This is a genomic window from Ottowia thiooxydans DSM 14619 (assembly GCF_000422885.1).
Lineage (GTDB): Bacteria > Pseudomonadota > Gammaproteobacteria > Burkholderiales > Burkholderiaceae_C > Ottowia > Ottowia thiooxydans.
Map to the genome: position 1 here is coordinate 315,164 of NZ_AUGX01000009.1, position 19,857 is coordinate 335,020.

The following is a 19,857-nucleotide window of genomic DNA, read 5'->3' on the forward strand; positions in this document are numbered from 1 at the left end:
TCCAATCGCATGAACGCCTTCAGAAGGACTCGTCGTTTAGCAGTGCGCCTTCGCGCGGTGCCGGTCATCCGGGAATGACGAGGGGATTCGAGAATGACAAGGCTGGCCGAGCAGCGACTTCCACGTCACGCAACCTCTTGGGTCCCCGTAGAGGTCATGAACTACGCACCATACATCCAGCCCCGTGACCAAGGCAGGCTTTTCGCGTTTTGTCCTTTGCGCCGGCACAGAACCTGAAAGAGGGCTATTTCATCGTTTTCAAACGCCCACTGGCTACCCACCAGATACATGCGCCAGATACGCCAGTGCTTTTCATCCACCAGCGACTTAAGGTGCTGCCCCTTCGCCTCGAAGGCCTCGCTCCAGCATTCAAGCGTGCGGGCGTAGTGGCGGCGAAGGTTTTCGGCATCGATGGCTTCGAGCCCTCCCTGCTGCATGGTGGCCAGCACCGTACCGATATGGGGCAACTCGCCCTGAGGAAACACGTAGCGATCTATAAATCGACCGCCTCCGTGGCTGGTTTCGCCGTTTTTTGGGTCGGTGCTGGTGATGCCGTGGTTCAAGGCCCAACCGTCAGGAGCAAGCAGATCGTGAATGATGCGGAAATAGCTCGGCAGATTTTTCAGCCCAACGTGCTCGAACATCCCTACGCTGCTGATGCGGTCAAAGGAGCCTTTGACATCCCGGTAGTCCTGTAGACGGATTTCGATCTGGTTTTGCAATCCCGCGGCACGCACGCGCTCGCAAGCCAGACGGTGCTGATTTTCCGATAACGTGATGCCAACGCAACGTGCGCCGAATTTCTCCGCCGCCCGCAGCACCAGCGCGCCCCAGCCGCAGCCAATATCCAGCAGCGTCTGCCCGGGCTCGATTCGCAGCTTGGTCAGGATGTGGTCGATTTTCTTTCGCTGAGCTTCCGCGAGCGTCTCGGTGCCGGTTTCGAAATAGGCGCAGGAATAGACCATGGCGGGATCCAGCCACTCGGCGTAGAACTCGTTGGAGACGTCATAGTGGTATTGGATGGCCTCACGATCCTGGTCACGGGTGTGGCTTGCGGCATCGACGATGCGGTGAAACAGGCGTTGCAACAAACCGGCGTGTGATTCGTGATGACCGTTTTCTGCCAACCCGTGCGCGATGTCAATCACGTCTTGCACGGATCCTGTTACATCGATGTGACCCTCCACGTAGGCGCGTCCCAGGTTGTCCAGCGATGGGGTCAGCAAGGCGGCGACGCCAGTGGCGTCTTTCAGGTCGATGGTCACTCGCGGGGTGTCAAATTCACCCAGTCGCACGCCTTGGCTACCGTGCCATCGCACCAGCAAGGGCAGATCGATATGGCGGCGCAGACGCTTTGCCCAAGGCGAGAGGGCAGATTCCAGGTTGGACGAATCAAGACTCAGTCTCATGGGTCTCTCGGCTCCCTATGTGCTGATCAAGCGGGGCAAGGAGTCACCAAGGTCTGGGCAGACGGAAGACTTTGGTGGCGTACTCGTCAATAATGTGAAAAAGTTACCACGTTCGCGAATATTTTGCACAGGCGATCTGCCTTGCCTGCTTCAGGAATGCCGAAATGGCCTTCTGCCCTTTACTTATAGTCAGCCCCTTGCCGGCCGTTTCGGGAACCTTGCGCTCTCGCAGGGATCGTAAGGCGCTGGCTCTCCTATCTTTCCCATGAGAACGCTTTCTTTCCTCGGCGGCGCGTTGATCGCTGCTTTTGTCATGACTGGCGCTGCGGGGCCCACGCCAGCTGTCGCCCAGGATCGTCTCCTCAAATCCACTGCCACTACTGATCAGGTACGTGCGGAATTGCTGGCGTACGCGCCGCAGGGTGTGGCTCTGGGCAGCGCCAGTGGTGTGGCAGGGGGCGCTGGCCAATCCACTCAGGACGCCCCGGTGTGGGTTGGCCTTCAACTGACGCATGCGCCTCAATGGCACACGTACTGGAAGAATTCCGGTGATTCCGGCTTGCCGACCGAACTTCAGTGGACCTTGCCTCCCGGCGTCATGGCAGGAGACATCGCATGGCCCCTGCCGAAGAAAATTCCAATCGGCCAACTGGCGAACTATGGCTATGAAGGCACCGTGCTTCTGCCGGTACCGCTCACCATTACCCCTGAGTACAAACCACTGGTGTTGGCCAGCACGCTGGATGTCAAACTCAAGGCGAGCTGGCTGGTGTGCAAACAGGAGTGCATTCCTCAGGAAGCGGAGTTTGCGTTGCAGATCCCGCTGCGCAGCTCTAACGCGCTGAACGGCGCTGTATTCGAAGCCGCGCTGAAAAACCAGCCTCAGCCCGTGCAAGGGGCTCATCGCCTTGAATTGATCGATGGCGGCCAGCGGCTGTCTGTGCGTGTGGCTGGTTTGCCGAGCAGTTTGCAGGGCCAGGCGCTCGAACTGTTTCCCGAGACTCCGAACGTGCTGCTCACTGCTGCCGTGCCGGCGTCGTCAAGCCAGCCTGTAACACCCTCCACTTGGTCTCAGCGCTGGGATGGCGATATCTGGACAGCCGATTACCCGGTTAACCAGGATCGCTCCGAAAGCCCATCCATGATGCCCCTGGTGTTGGTCGCCGGGGGACAAGGCTGGCGCGCAGAGGCGCCGGTGCAGGGCGAATGGCCACCCGTGGCGCAGGCCGCGGTGGTTTCGCCGGCGCTGGAGGCGGCCTTGAAGGCCAATGCGAGTGAGCGCCCAGCTCCATCGCGGGAGCCTACTGCAGTTCCAGTGGGTACTTTTTTGCTGGCATTGCTGGGTGCCCTCATCGGCGGCCTGGTGCTGAATTTGATGCCCTGTGTCTTTCCTGTGCTGGCGATCAAGGTCCTGGGATTTGCCCAGCACGCCCAGGACAAGCGTGCGCACCGCGTCAGCGGTCTGGCCTACACCGCTGGCGTGGTGCTGTCGTTTCTAGCGCTCGGCGCGCTGATGCTGGGGCTGCGAGCAGCTGGGGAGCAACTGGGTTGGGGCTTTCAGTTGCAATCACCGGCGGTGGTGGCAGCCTTGGCGGTACTGTTCACGGTGATTGGGCTGAATCTGGCGGGCCTGTTCGAGTTCGGCAGCTTCTTGCCTAGCCGTGTAGCCACCATGGAGGCCAAACACCCCGCCGCCAATTCGTTTCTGACTGGCGTGCTGGCGGTGGCAGTGGCATCGCCTTGTACGGCACCGTTCATGGGCGCCTCGTTGGGATTGGCGGTGGGCCTGCCAGCGATGCAGGCGTTGCTGGTGTTTGGCGCCATTGGCTTGGGAATGGCGCTGCCCTATCTGGCGGCGAGCTGGCTGCCGGCTGTGGCGCAGATGCTGCCCAAACCTGGTGCTTGGATGGTGGTGTTCAAGCAGTTCATGGCGTTTCCCATGTTTGGCACTGTGGCTTGGCTATTGTGGGTGCTTGGCCAGCAAAGCGGGATTGACGGTGCGGCGGCGCTTCTGGCGTTGCTGGTGGCATTCGCCTGGTTGCTATGGGCGGTGGGTTTGGCCGGCCGCACGCGCATGGTGATGGCGGCGGTTTCTGCGTTGGCCTTGTTGCTGCTGGTGAAATCCATAGGCCCCAATGTCGTTCAGCCGATGGAGGAGGTGCGGGCTTCCTCAGCCGGGGTGAGTAGCGAGCGCTGGCAGCCGTGGTCTCATGAACGTGTGGCGCAAACGCTGGCAGCGGGCCAACCGGTTTTTGTCGATTTCACGGCAGCCTGGTGTGTGACCTGCCAATACAACAAGAAGACAACCTTGAGTAACAGCGAGGTGCTTGCCGCCCTGGATGCCGCCAAGGTGCAGACCCTGCGCGCAGACTGGACACGGCGAGACGCCACCATCAGCGCGGAGCTGCAGCGCCTGGGGCGCAGCGGAGTTCCTGTGTACGTTTTGCACGCCCCCGGGCGAGAGCCTGTTGTCCTCAGCGAAGTGCTGAGCGTGGCGGATGTCAAGGCAGCCCTGGGGCGCCTCTAATATCAACTAACTGGCTTTCAAAAGTATGAAACTGTTCGCGTTGGGGTTTTATGGTTTCTGACGAACGGTGAGTGGCGTTGAGACAAAAAGACCGTTCGGGCTGAGCTTGTCGAAGCCTTGCGCGGCGCTTCAACAAGCTCAGCCCGAACGGTGCTTCCCAATTCGACGCAACTCAAACCGCGCGGCCAGGCGCCCCCAGCTCGGCGCCCCCAGCTGACTGATGCTGCTTATTCCGCCAACTCGTTCACGAGCACGAGCAGGGTGCCCATGCTGGCCACCGCCCCGTGCATTGCCCAACCCGATTTGGCGGGCGTTAATTCCGGTGCAACGGGCTCCAGGTCAATCCCTGCCTTGGGCCGGCGGGCATCCATGACCAACCGGGCACCCGTTTCCAACCGAAGGCTGCGCGTGAGATCCAGCAGAGGTAGCTGAGCCAGCTTGGCTTTCACGACACTGCCATCTGCTTCCAGCAGCGGCCGCAGAGTGTTGAGCGTCTCGGCGAGCCAGTCTTCGCGCCGTTGCTGACGCGCTTCAGCACTCGTCCACTGGCTGGCATGCTTGGTCAGTGGGGGTACGCAGCCCAGCAAGATCCAGCTGCGTGGCCCGTCAATGGCCTTGCCAGCAGGTGCGGCTTGCTGCCGTGCCAGAAACTCGGCTGCGTGGGCAGCGTCGTCGACATAAAGAATGACGGTTTCCATACTGGACTCCTGCTTCAGGGTTGAAAGAACCGGCGATACCGGTCCGGGAACGGCTGCGGCCGGGCTGGCCGCAGGCGGACTTTTCAGTTCATGATCAGTCTGGAGCGCGTCGGTGCGCCCATCTTTAGACCTTCGTTTGGACAGCCAAGCGGCGCCCAGCACCCCGACGATGCTCAGTACGATCACGCTCCAGCGAGCCCACTCCACCGGGGCTTCATGGGTGCCAAACCAGCGGGCCAGCAGGCGCTCACCGACGAGCATCGAAGCCGCCGTGTATGCCAGCACTGCTGCGCCCAGGTAGATGATGATCGGAAACCGGTCCACCAGCTTGAGTACCATGGTGGAGCCAAATACCATGATGGGCACGCTGATCAGCAGGCCGATCACCACCAGATCCATCGCGCCGTGCGCAGCGCCTGCGACGCCAAGGACGTTGTCGATGCCCATCAGCGCATCTGCCACCACGATGGTCTTCATGGCACCCCAGAAGGTGCTGGCGGCAGGGCCGTGCTCACCTTCCTCGCCACCCTGGGCGGCCACCAGCTTGTAGGCGATCCAAAGCAAGCCCAGGCCACCGACCAGCATCAAACCCGGAACCTTGAGCAGCCAGACGACCACCAAAGTCATGGCAGTGCGCACGATGATGGCGCCAACAGTGCCCCAGACGATCGCCTTTTGTTGCAAGTGCTTGGGAACATTGCGCGCCGCAAGCGCGATGACGATCGCGTTGTCGCCAGCTAGCACCAAATCGATCAGGATGATGGCCAACAAGGCAGACCACCAGGGGGCAGAAAGAAACTCCATGACAGCAAAACCTCACTCAAGCGAGACAGAACCGCCTGGTACGGCTGGAGATGTTGCTGTTGTCGAAAGGCCTTGCGAACGGCCAAGCCCAAAAGCAAAAACGACTCGGATCAGCCGCCCTGTGCGGGGCGTGTGATCAAAGGTCTTGCTCGGCGGATGCGCCACGTGACGTGACCCCTCCGCCCAGCAGGCCGGAAGCGACGATGCGCTTTGTGTTGCCAACCTGCCGTATGCCACGCACATCACACAACGGCGTGGTGCAGAGCTACTCCCCTTCTTTCAACATCATTAGAGCACCCTCCAGATGCCGTAGCACTCGGGTTTTCCCGAGAGGCACCTGGGGAGTGTTCAGCCTGAACGGAAAGCTTATTTCGCGTAGTTGTACACGCCTTCCCCGGTCTTGCGACCCAGGCGGCCTGCAGCCACATATTCGCGCAGCAGCGGGCATGGGCGGTACTTGCTGTCTCCGAACTGCTCCAGGTACACCTCCATCACTGCCAGGCACACATCGAGGCCCACCATGTCGGCGAGTGCCAGAGGGCCAATGGGGTGGTTGCAGCCCAGTCGCATGCCCGCGTCAATATCGTCTGGTGTGGCCAAGCCCTCAGAAAGAACGAAGAAGGCTTCGTTGATCATGGGCACCAGAATACGGTTGACCACGAAACCAGGCGCGTTTTTCACCGTGATTGGCGATTTGCCCAGTCGCACGGCCAAGTCTTTCACCGTATCGTGTGTGGTGTCGGAGGTTTGCAGGCCGCGGATGATTTCCACCAGCGCCATCATCGGTACTGGGTTGAAAAAATGCATGCCAACGAATTTGTCCGCACGCTTGGTCACTGCCGCCAATTGCGTGATGGAGATGGAAGAGGTATTGGTGGCGATGATGACATCGGGCGCCAGCAGATCGTCCAGTTGCTTGAGGATCTTGTTCTTCAGGTCATGGTTCTCGGTGGCGGCCTCAATGACCATCTGAGCGCCTTGCAGGGCGTCGTAGCTCGTGCTGCCTTTGATCCGGGAGAGTGCCGCGGCCTTGTCAGCTTCGGTGATTTTTTCTTTCTGCAGCAGGCGATCCAGGCTTTTTTCTATGGTTGCGATGCCCTTGTCGACGGCCGCCTGCGCGATATCGACCATGACGACGTTGACGCCAGATACGGCACAAGCCTGTGCGATGCCATTGCCCATGGTGCCAGCGCCAACGATGCCAACGGTGGTAATGCTCATATTCGTGTTCTCAGTGAAGTAAAAAACGCCGGCGAACCTCGCCGGCACCATTGCGAATATTAGAGCAATGCCGAGGGCGACGGCGTTTCGAAGGTGACTGATGACTAGCGGCGTATCTCACAAAAGCAGGCCGCCTATGCGCACTTTGGGGTTACGGGAGTATCCTTGACCCTTTCAATAATCGTATCCATGCAAACTATGCCGTCCTGGGCAGGGTGAGTGAGGGCGATTTTTTGGTACATCCACTTCATGTATTTGCCATGCCGCTGACTGCACCTGCTACCCGACGCGAAGTTCACCATCGCGTGATCGACATGAAAACCTATGCCCGGGATGACGGGCTGTTCGACGTCGAAGCCCGTCTGGTGGACACCAAGCCGTTCGAATTCTCGCCACTGGTCGTTCCCAAGACGGTGCTGGCCGGAGAGCCCATACACGACCTTTGGATTCGTCTCACGGTGGACGAAAACTATATCGTGAGGGCGATAGAGGCAGCTTCGGATGTCACGCCATACGATATCTGCAAGGGAGCTCAGGACACGCTCTCCGTGCTGGTGGGCGAGCCTTTGGCGCGGGGCTGGTCTGCCAAGGTGAAGGAGCGTTTGAGGGGGGCTGCGAGCTGCACCCACCTCATGGAAATGCTGATTCCTATGGCCACAACGGGGCTGCAAGGTATCTGGGGCTCAGACGCTGAGCGGTTCAAAACGCTGGTCGCGGATGGCGGAGCCACCAAAATTGACAGCTGCTACGCTTACAGCCGCCATCGGGCGGTGGTGAAAGTGCACTGGCCGGAGAAGTATGTGCCGGCCGTGAGCACGGGCGAATAGCCCTTTCACGGGAAAGGCATGCTTTCCCGCACGTGATCACTTTCCAACTGGCTCCAGCCCATTGCGCACATAGATTTTGTGAGCCTCCGGAGAGTTCTTGTAGAAATCCAGCAGCGCTTTGGCGCCTGAGGGGTTGGCTGCTTTGGTTGAAATCCCCGCCGACATGACTGTGTACTGCTGAACTGATTCAGGAATTTTCCCAACCAGGCTGATTCCCGAGATTGATACCAGTTCGCTGACCTGCTGTATTCCGATCTCGGCTTCGCCCCTGGCGACCACTTGCCCCACCTTTTCGCCAATCACCTTCTTGCTTTTAGGCAAGACGGCCGCCTCCACCCCGAGCCGCTTCAGCAGTTCTTTCTCGTAGTAAACGCCGCTCAAACTGGCTGAGTAGGCGATGGACTTGGCATTCAACAAGGCTTGTTTGAACTCTTCCACCGTCTTGATGCTGGGGATGGGGCTTCCGGCACGAACGGCCAACCCGATGGATGAGCGCATCAGGTCCACTTGCGTTCCCGCTTGCACCTGCCCCTTCTGAACAAGATCATTTAGCGTGCTCTTTGAGATCAGAACGACATCTGCGCTCTCGCCGCGCTGTAAGCGCGCAGGCACGGATGTACTGACAGAAGCCAAAGAGGACCCGAACTCGGCTTTAACAGGGGCTCCTACTACGCTCAGATAGAGCGGTTGAAGTTCAGCGTGGGCGTCGGTGAATGCGCCGGATGCGAGTAACGACACGGGTTGTGCAGTTGTTTTTGCGGTGTTCGCGGCCCCGGTGGAGCAAGCCGCAAGCGCGACGATGCTGACACCCAGTATGGCGCTCGTCAGAGTTTTATATGTCATAGGGCCTCGCATTTATTGGCCAGGCTGCGGTTCGAGGCGTTTCACGCGGTTCTCGAGCTTGCCAATCTTTTGAATGGTCACGGATACCGGGCCGCCTGAGTTGAAGAGATCGATGTTTTGAACAGCGCCACCCCCACCTGACTTTTTCAAGGCGGTGCCCAGGGAGATGACATCTCCTGGCCACAGGCTCACGTAGCGCGACACGTATTCAATGACTTCCGGTGTCTTGTGGGTCAGGTTTTGAGTGTTGTCAGAGGTGATCAAGGTGCCCTGGTGGTGGCAGGCGATGTCTAGATCATGGGGGTTGCTGATTTCATCTGCGGTCACCAGCCAGGGGCCCAGTGCGCTGAAAGTGTCGGTTCCCTTGTAGCGGCCGGAGTAGGTGACCCAGGTATCCAGGTATTCGATTTCCAGAGTGCCATTCTTGGGGTGTATGGCACGATAGAAAAAAGTGTCGTCAGTGCGCATCTTCACGCTGGTGATGTCGTTGTGCGCGGTGTAGCCGAAGACGTGCTGGTAGGCGTCTTGCGCGCGGATGTTCTTGCCGCCTTTGCCAATGATCAGGGCTAGCTCAGGCTCCGGGTGTGTTCGCCCATCTTCGGGTCGAATCTCAATCGCTTCCTGATGGCCTATCAACGCACTGGCGGGTTTGGTGAAAAACGCAGGGCTGGAGGGGCCTTTCATGATCCGGTCACTATTGGCGCTGTTGTTCAGTGCCAGGCAGATGATCTTGGAGGGGCGCCGCACAGGTGGTTTGAGTTGCACAGACGCCATGGGTAGCTTGGGGGCGGTGGCCACCTCCGAATCAGAAAGCTTCTGCGCGAAGTCTGGTGCGTGTTCGATGAGGTCCATCATCGAACACTGGTGGCCAAGGCCCAGCTTTTGCACAAGTAAGGGGTTGAGGTGAGAGATCGAATCGTTGTCAGCACTGACGATGCCAATACCGGCGACACCTTGGTATTCGAAGCTTGCGAGTTTCATGTCTTTCTTTCTCTGGACGGCGCAGGGCCATCCCTGGCGCCGTCGCGTAAATGTGTGAGGGGTGAAGGGAGGTGGGGAGACGCTTTACACGCAGGCAGCGGTATTTCTGCTGCTTGCCTGTTTACTCTGTGCTCGCTATTCGAGCGATATGTTCGAGCGCTTGATCAATGTCTGGTAGCTGGCTCTTTCGTCTTGCACCAGCTTGTTCAAGTCGCTTGGGGAACCTCCTTCGGGCCGGTTGCCATTGGCCTGCAGGCGTGAGCGAAGTCCGGGGTCTTGCAGGGAAGCATTCAACGCCTGATTGAGCTTCTCCACCACAGCGGCAGGTGTTTTGGGCGGGGCAAAAATTCCGAACCAGTTATTGGCCGTGAACTTGGGCCAGCCACTTTCTGCAATGGTGGGCACCTGCTGCATGGCGCTCTCACGATGAGCGCCTGTTACCGCCAAGACGGTCACTTTGTTGTTCTGCAGTTGAGGAATCACCACTGGAACAGAATCGAACAGCATGTCGATGTTCCCGGCCATCAAGTCGTTCAGGGCCGGTGCCGTTCCCTTGTACGGTATGTGGTGAACTTTTGCGCCCGTGCTGGCCATGAACGCCATCGCGACAAGGTGGGTGTTCGAGCCTGTGCCTGCCGAGCCCACGGTCAGGCCCTCTGGCTTGGAGTTGGAGAGAGCCACCAGTTCGCTGACATTTTTCACGCCCAAGCCTTGGCGGATCATGAGCGCGTAGCTGATGCGGGCAAGGGAGCTGACTGGCGTGAACTGCTGAGGATCGTAGGGGAGATTGGGCTGCAGCAAAGGGTTGATGATCATGCTGCCAGGGCTTCCCAGTATCAGCGTGTAGCCGTCCGCAGGCGCCCTGACCACGGTCCTGGCGGCCACGCTTCCTCCGGCGCCCGCAATGTTCTCAACCACGATGGATTGGCCAATTTTTTGGGAGGCCTCCTGCGCCACTGATCGAGCCAGGGCGTCGCTGGCACCACCGGCGGCGAAGGCCACGACCAACTTGATGGGGCGATCAGGAAACGTCTGGGCATGTGCGTTCGCGAACGCGCTGAGCATGCCGAATGCCAGGGCCATTTTGAGCCCTAAGTAGATAGACCGGGAATACGTTCCTAAGCGGGGTGTCATCAATATGTCTCCTATTAGTTTTGGGCTCTCCCATGACCGAAGACCCCATGCGGCGACTTTAGGATGGCCTTGGCTAAACTCAGCTTTTTTCCTTGAGTTGTTCCGCGTGGTGGAACGAATAGGCTGCGAGGTATCCGATGATCCAGGCGAACGATGTGGGAGACGTGAGGGCGGTGGTCCGTGTGCTGGATTTGCTGCGGGAGCTCAACCAGAACGATGCCTCTGCCATCAGTGATCTTCACAGGAAGCTCCAGCTTCCCAAAGCCACCGTACACAGGCTGCTGGCTACTCTGAAGAGCGCTGGCTTTGTTGCCGTGGATGCGGGCAGCAAGACCTACAGGCTGACGGCCAAAGTTCTGGAGCTTTCTGGCGGCTACACCGAACGCAGCCAGCTACTGGAAGTGTCCGCGCCCTATCTTCGGCAAACCACGAAGAAGATCCGGTGGCCACTTGCGATTGGCGTATTGGATAACTTCAACATCCTGGTTCGCTTCAGCACCATGCCTTACAGCCCATTGGCAGTGCAGGCCACTACGGTAGGGCATCGCTTGGGCTTGCTTGAATCAGCCATGGGCAATGCCTACTTGGCGCATTGCGATGAAGTTCAGCGCGAAATCCTGGTGGAGACGCTGATGACGCAAGCCCAGAACCCCAAGGCTATCCAAAAGCTGTTTTTGCAAAAGGTGGATATAACGCGCCGTCAGGGGTATGGGCTGCGACTACCCTTGCGCAATGGAGAAAGCGCCACGATCGCAGTGCCCATTGGCCAAGGAAAAGATATTCTGGGCGTACTGGGCCTGACCACATTCGGCAGGTTGATGACAGCCAACCTCCTCGTTTCGCATCAGCGCAAGCTCGAAGAGTATGCGCAGGAGATCCTCAGGCGAATCTCAGCATCTGGGACGCCTTGAAGGTGCCTTCGGTCGCCGACACTCTAGCCTTTGAAACGCTTGCGCGTAAGCGCCAGGGCTATCCAGAAAGCCGCGATGGTGTAGACCGCCAGCACGGCAGCATGGCGCCAGGCGTTTTCGGGCCATTGGTCCAGGAAAAGCGGCCTCACGAGGTCAATCGCCGCTGACAGTGGCAACCAGTCTGCAATGGCCCGCACGAATCCGGGCAACTGCTCACGGGGGAAGAACACGCCGGAGAGGAACATCATCGGCGAGAGCCCGAGCGTGAAATAGTAGGTGAAGAAGTCGTAGCCTTTGGCCAGCGCGTTAAAAATCAGTGCAATGCAGCTGAAGGTGATGCCCACGCCCAGCAGCACCGGCCACGCGACCAGCAACTTCGGGCTGTGGCTGATGGAGAGCGCGAACATGACGCACAAAATAGCCGTCACAGAAAACAAGGCCTTGAACCCTGCCCAAAGCATTTCTGCGAGCACGATGTCGTCCAGCCTCACAGGGGCGTTCAAAATGCCGTCCCACGTCTTTTGAACATGCATTCGCGAGAAGGCAGAGTACAGCGCTTCAAAGCTGGCTGCGTTCATGGCGCTCATGCAGATCGAACCGCTGGCCAGGAACAGGATGTAGGGCACCTGCTGACCCTGAATGTTCACCTGCCCAACCAGCGCCCCCAGGCCATACCCGAAGGCCACCAGCCAGATAAGCGGCTCGGCAATGTTGGCCAGCAAGCTGGGCACAGCGAGCTTGCGCCACACCAGCAGGTTGCGCAGAAAAATAGGCCACCAGCGCATGGTCAGCTGCGGAGGTGCCCAGATGGAAGCTTCGTTATTCAACCGTCCTCCCGGATCTGGCGGCCTGTGAGCTTGAGAAACAAATCCTCCAAGTTCGCCGGCCTGTGCAGCATGCGCAACTGGGGATACGCTTCTAGAGCTTGTATCAAGGGCCGCGCATGGTGGGTATAGAAAAAAATCGTCTCGCCGCTGCGCTCCACCCGGGCAGCATGCTGCGACAGGGGTGACTCCGCAAGTGCCAGCGCCCCGTGCCCATAGACCTCCACCACTTCGGGTTCAAGGTGCTGCGCAATGAGCTCGCGTGGCCGGCCTTCTGCAATCTTGCGGCCATGGTCCATCACAAGAAGGCGATTGCAAAGGCGTTCGGCCTCATCCATGAAATGGGTGGTCAGCAGGATGGACTTGCCGCTTTGCAGCAGCATCTGCAGCCGCTCCCACATCAGGTGGCGCGCTTGGGGGTCTAGCCCGGTAGTGGGTTCATCCAGCAGGAGCAGATCCGGGTTGTTGATTAGTGCACGAGCTAGAGACAGGCGGCGCTTCATGCCGCCGGAAAGCTCGCCCGGCTTGGCATTCGCCTTGTGGCCGAGCGCCGCGAAATCCAGCAGTTGCGGTACGCGCTCCGTCAGCGCAGCACGCCCCAGCCCGAAATAACGGCCAAAAACAAACAGGTTCTCGGCGCAAGTGAAATCAGGGTCAAGGGAGTCAAACTGACTCACCACGCCCAGCCTCGCCTTGATGGCGAGTGCATCCCGGGGCATGCTCAACGAGGAGCCGTTTTCCTGTGTGAAGTAATGGATCTGCCCCTCATCCAGGCCGGTAAGTCCCAGGCACATGCGAATGGTGGTGGTCTTGCCAGCGCCGTTCGGGCCGATCACACCCAGGCACTCGCCCGGTGCAATGGAGAATTCAGCCCCATCGACTACGCGGTTTTCACCATAGCGTTTGACGAGACCTCGGGCATCCAGAAGAGGCGGGACATTCATAGCGGCCTATTTTGCCTTGGAACTGTCTAGGCATCCGCCGGAGCAGCGTTCTATGCCGGCGAGGTCACGCCGCGATTGCACCTGCGTGAAGCCTGCTTCCGCGAGCAGCGCGCGCACCGCCTCGGCCTGATCCCAGCCGTGCTCCAGCAGCAACCAGCCGCCGGGAAGCAGATGCGCCGGCGCATGGGCCACCAGATGCCGGATGTCGTCCAATCCATCCGGGCCGCTGACCAGGGCCGCGCGCGGCTCGTGCACCAGCGCACGCAGGTGAGGATCGTTCTCAGAGATATAGGGTGGGTTGCTAAGGATCAGGTCGAACCGTTCGTCCTGTACAGGGGCGAACCAGTCACCAGCCAACAGGCGAAGCGGAAGGTCTAGCCGCTCGGCATTCGCCGCTGCCACGGCGAGCGCGTCTTCGCTGCGGTCTATGGCGGTCATTTCTACCGACGGAAGCTGGCTGCGAAGTGCTAAAGCAATGGCGCCACTGCCGGTGCCCAGATCGAGAAGGCGCAGGGGTGCCGGCCGCGACGAGGAGGGGCACAGAGAAAGTGCCCAGTCGATGAGGGTCTCGGTGTCATCGCGAGGGTCCAGCACACGCGAGTCCACCGCCAATTCAAGGCCATAAAAGGGTTTGCGGCCAGTCAGGTAGGCCACGGGCTCGCCCTTCAGCCTGCGCAGAAGCAAGGCCTCGTATTGGCCCATGGCATCCGGGGGCATAGCATCGGTGTCATGCGCCACAAGCCAGGACCGGTCGTGAAGCGGGCGCCCCAGCGTATGCAGCAGCAATATCCGCGCATCCTCACGCGCCACCCCAAGGCTTTGCGCCTGCGCAAGCGCCTCAGCCAGCAAGACCGAGCTCAAGGGCTGGCCATGCGGTCCACCACATCGCGTACCCCCGCGACCTTCCGCGCGGTCTGCACGGCGAGATCGCGCTCGGAAGCGCCAGGTGGGGAGCCGTTCAGCACAATCACGCCGCCTTCCAAGCCTTCTACACGCAGGCTGGAACTGGCCAGGCGCGGCTCAGCTGCCAGCGTGGTGCGAACGCGTTCGGCCAGGCGCTGTGAGCCGGCGGTGGAGCCTGCATCCAGCGTGGCGGCGATGTTGTCAATGCGCGGCAGGGGAATGTGCTGTGGCGTAGCGCCCCAGGGCGTGCCGCCACTGCATCCGGCCAGCAGAACCGCAGCGCCGCAGAGGAGGGCGAACGAGGCTTTCGGGTGTTGCATAGGGTAGGACTCCTACTTTAGAACGTTCTCAAGCGTTGACTTCCAGCTCTGCCATTTGTTCGGCCTCGCGCTCGGCGCGCAGCGCACCGATCACCTCGGTCAGGTCGCCTTCCATGATGTAGGAAAGCTTGTAGAGCGTCAGGTTGATGCGGTGGTCGGTGAGCCGCCCCTGCGGGAAATTGTACGTGCGGATGCGGTCGCTGCGATCACCGGAGCCAATCAGCCCCTTGCGCGTGGCCGCTTCCTTGGCAGCGCGCTCACTGCGTTCCTTTTCCTGGATTCTGGCCTGCAGCACTTGCAGCGCCTTCGCCTTGTTGGCGTGCTGGCTGCGGCCATCCTGGCATTCCGCCACAATGCCCGTAGGCAAGTGAACCACCCGCACCGCAGAATCTGTTTTGTTGATGTGCTGCCCGCCCGCGCCAGACGCACGGAAGGTGTCAATCCGCAAATCTGCCGGGTTCAGCGTAATCGCTTCGGCTTCGTCTGGCTCCGGCATCACTGCCACCGTAGCGGCGCTGGTGTGAATGCGGCCCTGGGTTTCGGTTACAGGGACGCGCTGCACCCGGTGTCCGCCTGATTCAAAGCGCAGTTGGCCATAAGCGCCATTGCCTTCGACCTTGATCACAATCTCTTTGTAGCCGCCAATTTCGCTGGGTGATTCGCTCATGATCTCGCAGCGCCAGCCTTGTCTTTCTGCGTAGCGCATGTACATGCGCGCCAGATCGCCTGCGAACAAGGCGGATTCGTCACCCCCGGTACCGGCGCGAATTTCGACGAAGGCGTTGCGAACGTCTTGCGGATCCTTGGGCAACAGCATGCGCTGTAATTCCGCATCCAGATCGATCAGTTCTGCTTCGCTGGCGGCGATTTCTTCCTGCGCCAGATCGGCCATGTCGGGATCAGCCAGCATTTCCTTGGCTGCAGACAAATCAGCTTCGCGCTGCACATAGCGCTGCCAGCGACTGGTCAAGGCCGCCACTTCAGTGTGCTCGCGCGAGAGTTTCAGAAACTGCGCCATGTCAGACATGATGTCTGGCTGCGAAAGCAAGAAATCAAGTTCCGCGAGGCGTTCAGCGTAGCGAGCGAGTTGGACGCGAAGAAATGGGGACATTTGCACGAAGCAAGCCGTGATGCTTGCCTAGCCAGGAAGAGGGCTTCACAGCAGATTGGCGCGCCATGAAGGCGGCCGGCAAGTTCACGTACAGGGGCCAGAAAAAAAGGCGCAAATATTTGCGCCTTTTGAATGATACGCGGTATCTCACGCGTTCTGCGGATTAGAAGGGCGGGCTGATCACCGGGCGCCACGTCCGCCGCCATCCGACGGTGGGGCAGGCGTCGAAAATCGGCGCAGACTCGACATTACCAGTTTCGAACGCAGTTTCATCTGTGCAGGTCACTTTGGGCTTGAGTTTTACATCTCCCTCGTTGGGTAATCCCAGGCTATTGCGTGAAGTGACGGTGCCCCGTGTGTACCCACCTGCCGGGATGGCCATAATCGAGTAAAGATCTGCTCGGCCATCAGAATTAATATCGAATGAATATTTGTTTCCTCCGGTCGAAGCATCAAGAACGTACATGATGTTGGGCAAACTTCCAGAAGCCGTGCAGGATTCGATGGACAAGTTGCTGGCTTCCGGAAGGAAGGAAGTAATCCGCACACTGCTGCCTATATTGGCGAGGTCGCTGATGACGCGCTCGCCATTCGTCATGGCACCAGCCATCGTAATGACCCCGAGATTCATGAACCATCCCCTTTTACTGGTCCAATCCACAGCGTTCGAGCTGACCTGGTAGAAAGTTTTGCCAGTGCTTTCCGAACCGGACCCAGCTATCGCGCTACCCAAGGTAATGGTCTGCTCAACTAACTGGCTGCTATTGATGGTAGTGAAACCCGCTTTGTCGTCGGAGCCAATGGGGGTGGGGTCCCATACACCGAATATGCCCTGGCGGGTAGCCGGCGTTGCCAAGTCGTCGTCGTCCAAAAGAATACCCGTTGCAATATTCACAATAGCTCCGCACTGGGTTGTAGTGCCGTAGGTGCAATTGGTCCCGTCCCCTGGGTGTGCGCCCCAGGCTGGCGCGGCATAGATGGGTTGGTCGGCTCCCCCGGGGGTCGTGAATACGGGCATGTTGTAAGAGACTGCAAAGTGGCTTGAACGCAGATCGAAACGCCATAAGTTGCCGTTGGCATCACCTGCGAAAGCCGCAGCTATTTTCCGGTCCATGCCTCTTACGGCCACAACGCCGCCCAATCCGCGGTTACGCACGGCGGTCCCGGTGTTGTTATAGGCAGCTGGCAGGGGAATGAAAGAGACCAGTTGTCCATTGAATGCATCGACCACATAGAGGCCAACTTGCTTGGATGCCCCGCCGTAGTGCCCGCTCGGGGTGAGCATGACCCATCTGCCATTGTCGAGCTGCCCAGCCGTGGGGTTATTGGTTACATTTGCCAGATTTTGATAGCTGGTCATTGAAGCGTCCACTTCCCACAAGAAGTGGTCTTTGGTCGGTACTCGGTTGATGGGACTCGTCGCGGACTTATTCAACGGGGATTCAAGCCCATAAAGGAAGTTGCCAGCCCTGCCTCCGGAGCCGAACACCAAGGTGCGCCAAGCTGGGTCTGAGTTGGCCGCAGGGGTTTTGTTACCGCTGTCGCGAACGTCGTGTTCAACCAAAGGGCCATCCAGTACATATTGAAACCGGAATGTAGGGTCCGCCAAATTGATTTGCGCGGCCATGGCTCCTTTTGGCATGAACGCTGCGATTTCCGCACCACTGCGCACTGTGGCGTTGTTGACCGAAAGCGCGGTATCAGACGTAGCGGCGTTGATTACATGCACTTTGCCTGAATTCGTTGCGGCAAAAATAGTGGCCGGCGTGTCTTTCTTCTCGTTGACGTAATCAATGTAGACATCCTTTCCGTCCACACTGCTGTCGGTTAGGTCATACCCCATATTAATCCGCCCTCCCACATAAACAGGAGGGGAGTTCACTGACGCAGCTATAGGCTTATCCCTGATTCTATAAACGGCGCCGCTTGTATTTGATCCACCATCGGCCCCTAATAAATACCGGGGGAAGGTTTGGTCGGCTCTCTGCAGGCTGTTGGAATTAAGCAATGCCGTGAAATCCGTAGGCAGGTCCGAAAAATTTGTGTTGTAACCTATTTCCTTCCGCAGTGCGGCGCTGGTACTAGGGCTGGCCGGATCGTAGCCAGAAAGCGAAAATAACTTCCGGGTGGTGACTGGCGGCATCCTGTCGTTTGCTGACCATGTAGCAATAGGAACACCGCCTATCGTATTCGCGTAGTCTCCGCTTGCATTCAGGAGGAAAGATTTGATATCTCCGGTGTTGTTGGAGGTGTTGTATTCTGTGGTGTACTTCAAAAGATTTTCAAGCGTTTGAAAATCCCCGCTGTTGCCAGAAACAGCCACACCAGCGTCGTTGCCGGCGCCCACCATGCTGCTAAGTGCGCCGTCAATAGCCTTGCGAACATCGGCACTGGAATACACACTATAGGCCCGTCCACCGCCTGCATAACCCGCGCGTATGAAGTCATTAATGCGCAGACTGTCAGTGGCAATGGTGCCATTTAGATCGATCGACGTTCTGCCGTCTGCCCAACTAGGCCGGGTGGTCGAGTTGCCAGCCAGCCAGTTATTGATATAGCTATTGATCTGAGCCCATGTCAGCCCGCCCGCAACGCCTGCATCGCCGGAAGGGGTGAGCCCCCAGCCAATGGTGTAAGTTGTCATGTTCTGCCAAAACGCGGGGTTGTTCTGGCCTGGAATAGGGAGAACGTTATTGGGAAGTGCACTGAAGTCAGTATTCCAATAGTAATTCGCAGCCAGGTCGGCTAGTCCCCTGAAGCTGGCACCTCCATCCGCATAGGGAATGTAGACGCTACGTGCAGTGAGTTTGGTAGTTGCATTGGTGCTGTCCCAACCGGCTGCACCGTTAAAGTTGTATTGAAGTGCAGCGGCATTTCCTCCTGGGTTTCCGCTGAAGTTGACAGTTCCATTGATACTTGCAAACTTACTTTCCGCTCCCAGGCTGGTTCCTGAATTCCATGCGCCGTCAGATAACACGATGGTGTAGGAGCGGCGGCAGCTGAGGTCCGCTGCGGCGGTTTCAGCACTGGTATCCGCTGGATTGGATTTCCAGGGGTTCCCCAGCGTAGCGACATTGGTCTTGGCGTAATAATTTCCTGCCACCTGCAGCGCATTGTGCGAGGGCGTGCCTCCAACTGCTCTAACACCATAAAGCCAACCGTAAAAATCGGTTTTCCACCTATTGGCAGGACTAGTTTCGTCTCTGAAGTATCGAACACCTCGGTCTACGCTAATGGAGTTTGTATAAGTAGTGGCCGTAGAGCTGCTATATCTCCCGTACCCGATGCGAAATTTATTATCGTAGCTTTGCATGGCTTGGCCAACCGCCGTACCAACCGACAAAATTCGATTACGATACCATTCATGCCAATTAAGTATGTTTTGCCTTTCCAATGCGGCAGAGCAACTAGTGGCGCCAGCCCCGCAATCTGTGCGTGCATGACCCGTGGGTAAAGAAACGCTGGCGGTGCTGGTGTTCGTAATCGCTACCTCTTCACGTGATAAACAACTGGCATCCGTACATTTGACGTAGCTGAATCTTGCGGCTGTTGGAACAGCTGCCGTCGGACCGTAGGTTGTATATCTTGGAACATAAGAGGTAAGTAACCCATTAGTGTCCGTGCAATTGGGATAGCAGTAACCGCCGGTTCCCGCAATATAATGAAATCCATTAGATCGTTGGTTATCTACAAACCTGAATGAATTGGTGAGGTTGGTGCCGTCTGCTTGGATGCGGGGAGCGTAAGTGATGGCAGGGTTGTAATATTGAGAATTGAATGTGCTCGACCGCATTTTGTACCAGCCATGTTTGCTGGGGGTCGCTGCCGTAATGTTTTGTGCTGACGTGCTACTAACTACCCATTGATTGTCGCTCTTGCGCATGCACCCGATTCGCGTTACTCCCGCGACGGTATAGTTTTCGGGCCGATGTCTGCCTGCTATTGCAGTAGGTTCGGTGTATGTGGTATTGCTTTTGTAGTCTGTTCTGCACACCGAGTATGTGATATTTTCGGTGCAGGTGGCACCGTTCCCACTATTATCTGTTCCATCTTTGCATGCATCAGAAAGTGAGTATCCTTCAGGAAACTCAAATGCCATCGAACCTGAGTTGTCCAGCATGAATACGAGGTTAGGCTTCGCCCCCGAGACCACACTAAATAAAGGTGTTTGACTTGCCGTCGTGGCGGCGAAGGCTCCATTAAATCCTGGCAAGACAATGGCGACAAACAGGGTTTGGGTGAGTTTTCGCAGAAAATTTGACGAGGCACGAGAAAGCAAGGCTGTGAAATTGCCGGAGCTAGGGCGATAGCTAGCCGATGCAAGTGTGCTCGGGATGGAATTTAATGAGCTCATATTATTTGAATAAATAATAGTCGGGCTTGGGATTGAGTGCCTGAAC

General features: G+C 58.2%; 14 protein-coding genes and 1 pseudogene. 3 read left to right on the top strand and 12 right to left on the bottom strand.

Annotated features, from left to right (window positions below):
• Positions 1–161: 161 nt before the first annotated feature.
• On the bottom strand, positions 162–1,409 hold the full coding sequence (locus G518_RS0107390) for an SAM-dependent methyltransferase (RefSeq protein ID WP_051236175.1): 1,248 nt from the start codon (positions 1,407–1,409) through the stop codon (positions 162–164).
• A gap of 265 nt (positions 1,410–1,674) precedes the next feature.
• Between G518_RS0107390 and G518_RS0107395 the strand changes: the two genes are divergently transcribed.
• Entirely contained in the window at positions 1,675–3,936 is a 2,262-nt protein-coding gene (locus G518_RS0107395; protein WP_036593825.1) for a protein-disulfide reductase DsbD family protein, read from the top strand.
• A gap of 934 nt (positions 3,937–4,870) precedes the next feature.
• Here G518_RS0107395 and G518_RS40935 read toward each other — a convergent pair.
• Both G518_RS40935 and G518_RS0107405 read right to left on the bottom strand, forming a co-directional pair.
• A pseudogene (locus tag G518_RS40935) lies at positions 4,871–5,438 on the bottom strand (TerC family protein); the annotation flags it as partial.
• A 366-nt stretch (positions 5,439–5,804) separates the two neighbouring features.
• Complete coding sequence (locus G518_RS0107405; RefSeq protein WP_028601982.1) at positions 5,805–6,659, bottom strand: 3-hydroxybutyryl-CoA dehydrogenase; 855 nt, start codon at positions 6,657–6,659, stop codon at positions 5,805–5,807.
• A 260-nt stretch (positions 6,660–6,919) separates the two neighbouring features.
• Here G518_RS0107405 and G518_RS0107410 point away from each other — a divergent pair, with 260 nt between their 5' ends.
• Positions 6,920–7,486: a DUF2889 domain-containing protein gene (locus G518_RS0107410; protein WP_028601983.1), complete on the top strand. Its 567-nt coding sequence runs from the start codon at positions 6,920–6,922 to the stop codon at positions 7,484–7,486.
• 36 nt (positions 7,487–7,522) lie between these two features.
• Here G518_RS0107410 and G518_RS0107415 read toward each other — a convergent pair whose 3' ends face one another.
• The 3 genes from G518_RS0107415 to G518_RS0107425 all read right to left on the bottom strand — a co-directional run bounded on the left by G518_RS0107415 (position 7,523) and on the right by G518_RS0107425 (position 10,444).
• Positions 7,523–8,329 carry a molybdate ABC transporter substrate-binding protein gene (locus G518_RS0107415; RefSeq protein WP_051236178.1) on the bottom strand — a complete coding sequence of 269 codons (807 nt, stop codon included), beginning with the start codon at positions 8,327–8,329 and terminating at the stop codon, positions 7,523–7,525.
• A gap of 12 nt (positions 8,330–8,341) precedes the next feature.
• Complete coding sequence (locus G518_RS34265; protein WP_084651558.1) at positions 8,342–9,310, bottom strand: fumarylacetoacetate hydrolase family protein; 969 nt, start codon at positions 9,308–9,310, stop codon at positions 8,342–8,344.
• A 135-nt stretch (positions 9,311–9,445) separates the two neighbouring features.
• Complete coding sequence (locus G518_RS0107425) at positions 9,446–10,444, bottom strand: Bug family tripartite tricarboxylate transporter substrate binding protein (protein WP_084651559.1); 999 nt, start codon at positions 10,442–10,444, stop codon at positions 9,446–9,448.
• 137 nt (positions 10,445–10,581) lie between these two features.
• Here G518_RS0107425 and G518_RS0107430 point away from each other — a divergent pair, with 137 nt between their 5' ends.
• On the top strand, positions 10,582–11,355 hold the full coding sequence (locus G518_RS0107430; RefSeq protein WP_028601986.1) for a helix-turn-helix domain-containing protein: 774 nt from the start codon (positions 10,582–10,584) through the stop codon (positions 11,353–11,355).
• Positions 11,356–11,378: 23 nt separating this feature from the next.
• Here G518_RS0107430 and G518_RS0107435 read toward each other — a convergent pair whose 3' ends face one another.
• The 6 genes from G518_RS0107435 to G518_RS34270 all read right to left on the bottom strand — a co-directional run bounded on the left by G518_RS0107435 (position 11,379) and on the right by G518_RS34270 (position 19,811).
• Positions 11,379–12,140 carry an ABC transporter permease gene (locus G518_RS0107435; RefSeq protein ID WP_051236209.1) on the bottom strand — a complete coding sequence of 254 codons (762 nt, stop codon included), beginning with the start codon at positions 12,138–12,140 and terminating at the stop codon, positions 11,379–11,381.
• Positions 12,141–12,178: 38 nt separating this feature from the next.
• Positions 12,179–13,123 carry an ATP-binding cassette domain-containing protein gene (locus tag G518_RS0107440; protein WP_028601988.1) on the bottom strand — a complete coding sequence of 315 codons (945 nt, stop codon included), beginning with the start codon at positions 13,121–13,123 and terminating at the stop codon, positions 12,179–12,181.
• Positions 13,124–13,129: 6 nt separating this feature from the next.
• On the bottom strand, positions 13,130–13,984 hold the full coding sequence (prmC, locus tag G518_RS0107445; protein WP_028601989.1) for a peptide chain release factor N(5)-glutamine methyltransferase: 855 nt from the start codon (positions 13,982–13,984) through the stop codon (positions 13,130–13,132).
• Entirely contained in the window at positions 13,981–14,346 is a 366-nt protein-coding gene (locus G518_RS0107450) for a BON domain-containing protein (RefSeq protein WP_028601990.1), read from the bottom strand. The genes prmC and G518_RS0107450 overlap by 4 nt, the downstream gene beginning before the upstream one ends.
• Before the next feature lie 28 nt (positions 14,347–14,374).
• Positions 14,375–15,457 (bottom strand): peptide chain release factor 1, encoded by a 1,083-nt coding sequence (gene prfA / locus G518_RS0107455; protein ID WP_028601991.1) that lies wholly within the window; start codon positions 15,455–15,457, stop codon positions 14,375–14,377.
• A gap of 163 nt (positions 15,458–15,620) precedes the next feature.
• Positions 15,621–19,811, bottom strand: a complete 4,191-nt coding sequence (locus tag G518_RS34270) for a pilus assembly protein (RefSeq protein WP_245597917.1) — start codon at positions 19,809–19,811, stop codon at positions 15,621–15,623.
• Positions 19,812–19,857 lie beyond the last annotated feature (46 nt).

What these genes read in the sequence shown, in the direction of transcription:
- G518_RS0107390 (WP_051236175.1), bottom strand. Translation starts at nt 1,409, where the DNA reads ATGAGACTGAGTCTTGATTCGTCCAACCTGGAATCTGCCCTCTCGCCT.
- G518_RS0107415 (WP_051236178.1), bottom strand. Translation starts at nt 8,329, where the DNA reads ATGACATATAAAACTCTGACGAGCGCCATACTGGGTGTCAGCATCGTC.
- G518_RS0107425 (WP_084651559.1), bottom strand. Translation starts at nt 10,444, where the DNA reads ATGACACCCCGCTTAGGAACGTATTCCCGGTCTATCTACTTAGGGCTC.
- G518_RS0107440 (WP_028601988.1), bottom strand. Translation starts at nt 13,123, where the DNA reads ATGAATGTCCCGCCTCTTCTGGATGCCCGAGGTCTCGTCAAACGCTAT.
- G518_RS0107410 (WP_028601983.1), top strand. Translation starts at nt 6,920, where the DNA reads ATGCCGCTGACTGCACCTGCTACCCGACGCGAAGTTCACCATCGCGTG.
- G518_RS34270 (WP_245597917.1), bottom strand. Translation starts at nt 19,811, where the DNA reads ATGAGCTCATTAAATTCCATCCCGAGCACACTTGCATCGGCTAGCTAT.
- G518_RS0107450 (WP_028601990.1), bottom strand. Translation starts at nt 14,346, where the DNA reads ATGCAACACCCGAAAGCCTCGTTCGCCCTCCTCTGCGGCGCTGCGGTT.
- G518_RS34265 (WP_084651558.1), bottom strand. Translation starts at nt 9,310, where the DNA reads ATGAAACTCGCAAGCTTCGAATACCAAGGTGTCGCCGGTATTGGCATC.
- G518_RS0107405 (WP_028601982.1), bottom strand. Translation starts at nt 6,659, where the DNA reads ATGAGCATTACCACCGTTGGCATCGTTGGCGCTGGCACCATGGGCAAT.
- G518_RS0107430 (WP_028601986.1), top strand. Translation starts at nt 10,582, where the DNA reads ATGATCCAGGCGAACGATGTGGGAGACGTGAGGGCGGTGGTCCGTGTG.
- prfA (WP_028601991.1), bottom strand. Translation starts at nt 15,457, where the DNA reads ATGTCCCCATTTCTTCGCGTCCAACTCGCTCGCTACGCTGAACGCCTC.
- G518_RS0107395 (WP_036593825.1), top strand. Translation starts at nt 1,675, where the DNA reads ATGAGAACGCTTTCTTTCCTCGGCGGCGCGTTGATCGCTGCTTTTGTC.
- G518_RS0107435 (WP_051236209.1), bottom strand. Translation starts at nt 12,140, where the DNA reads ATGCGCTGGTGGCCTATTTTTCTGCGCAACCTGCTGGTGTGGCGCAAG.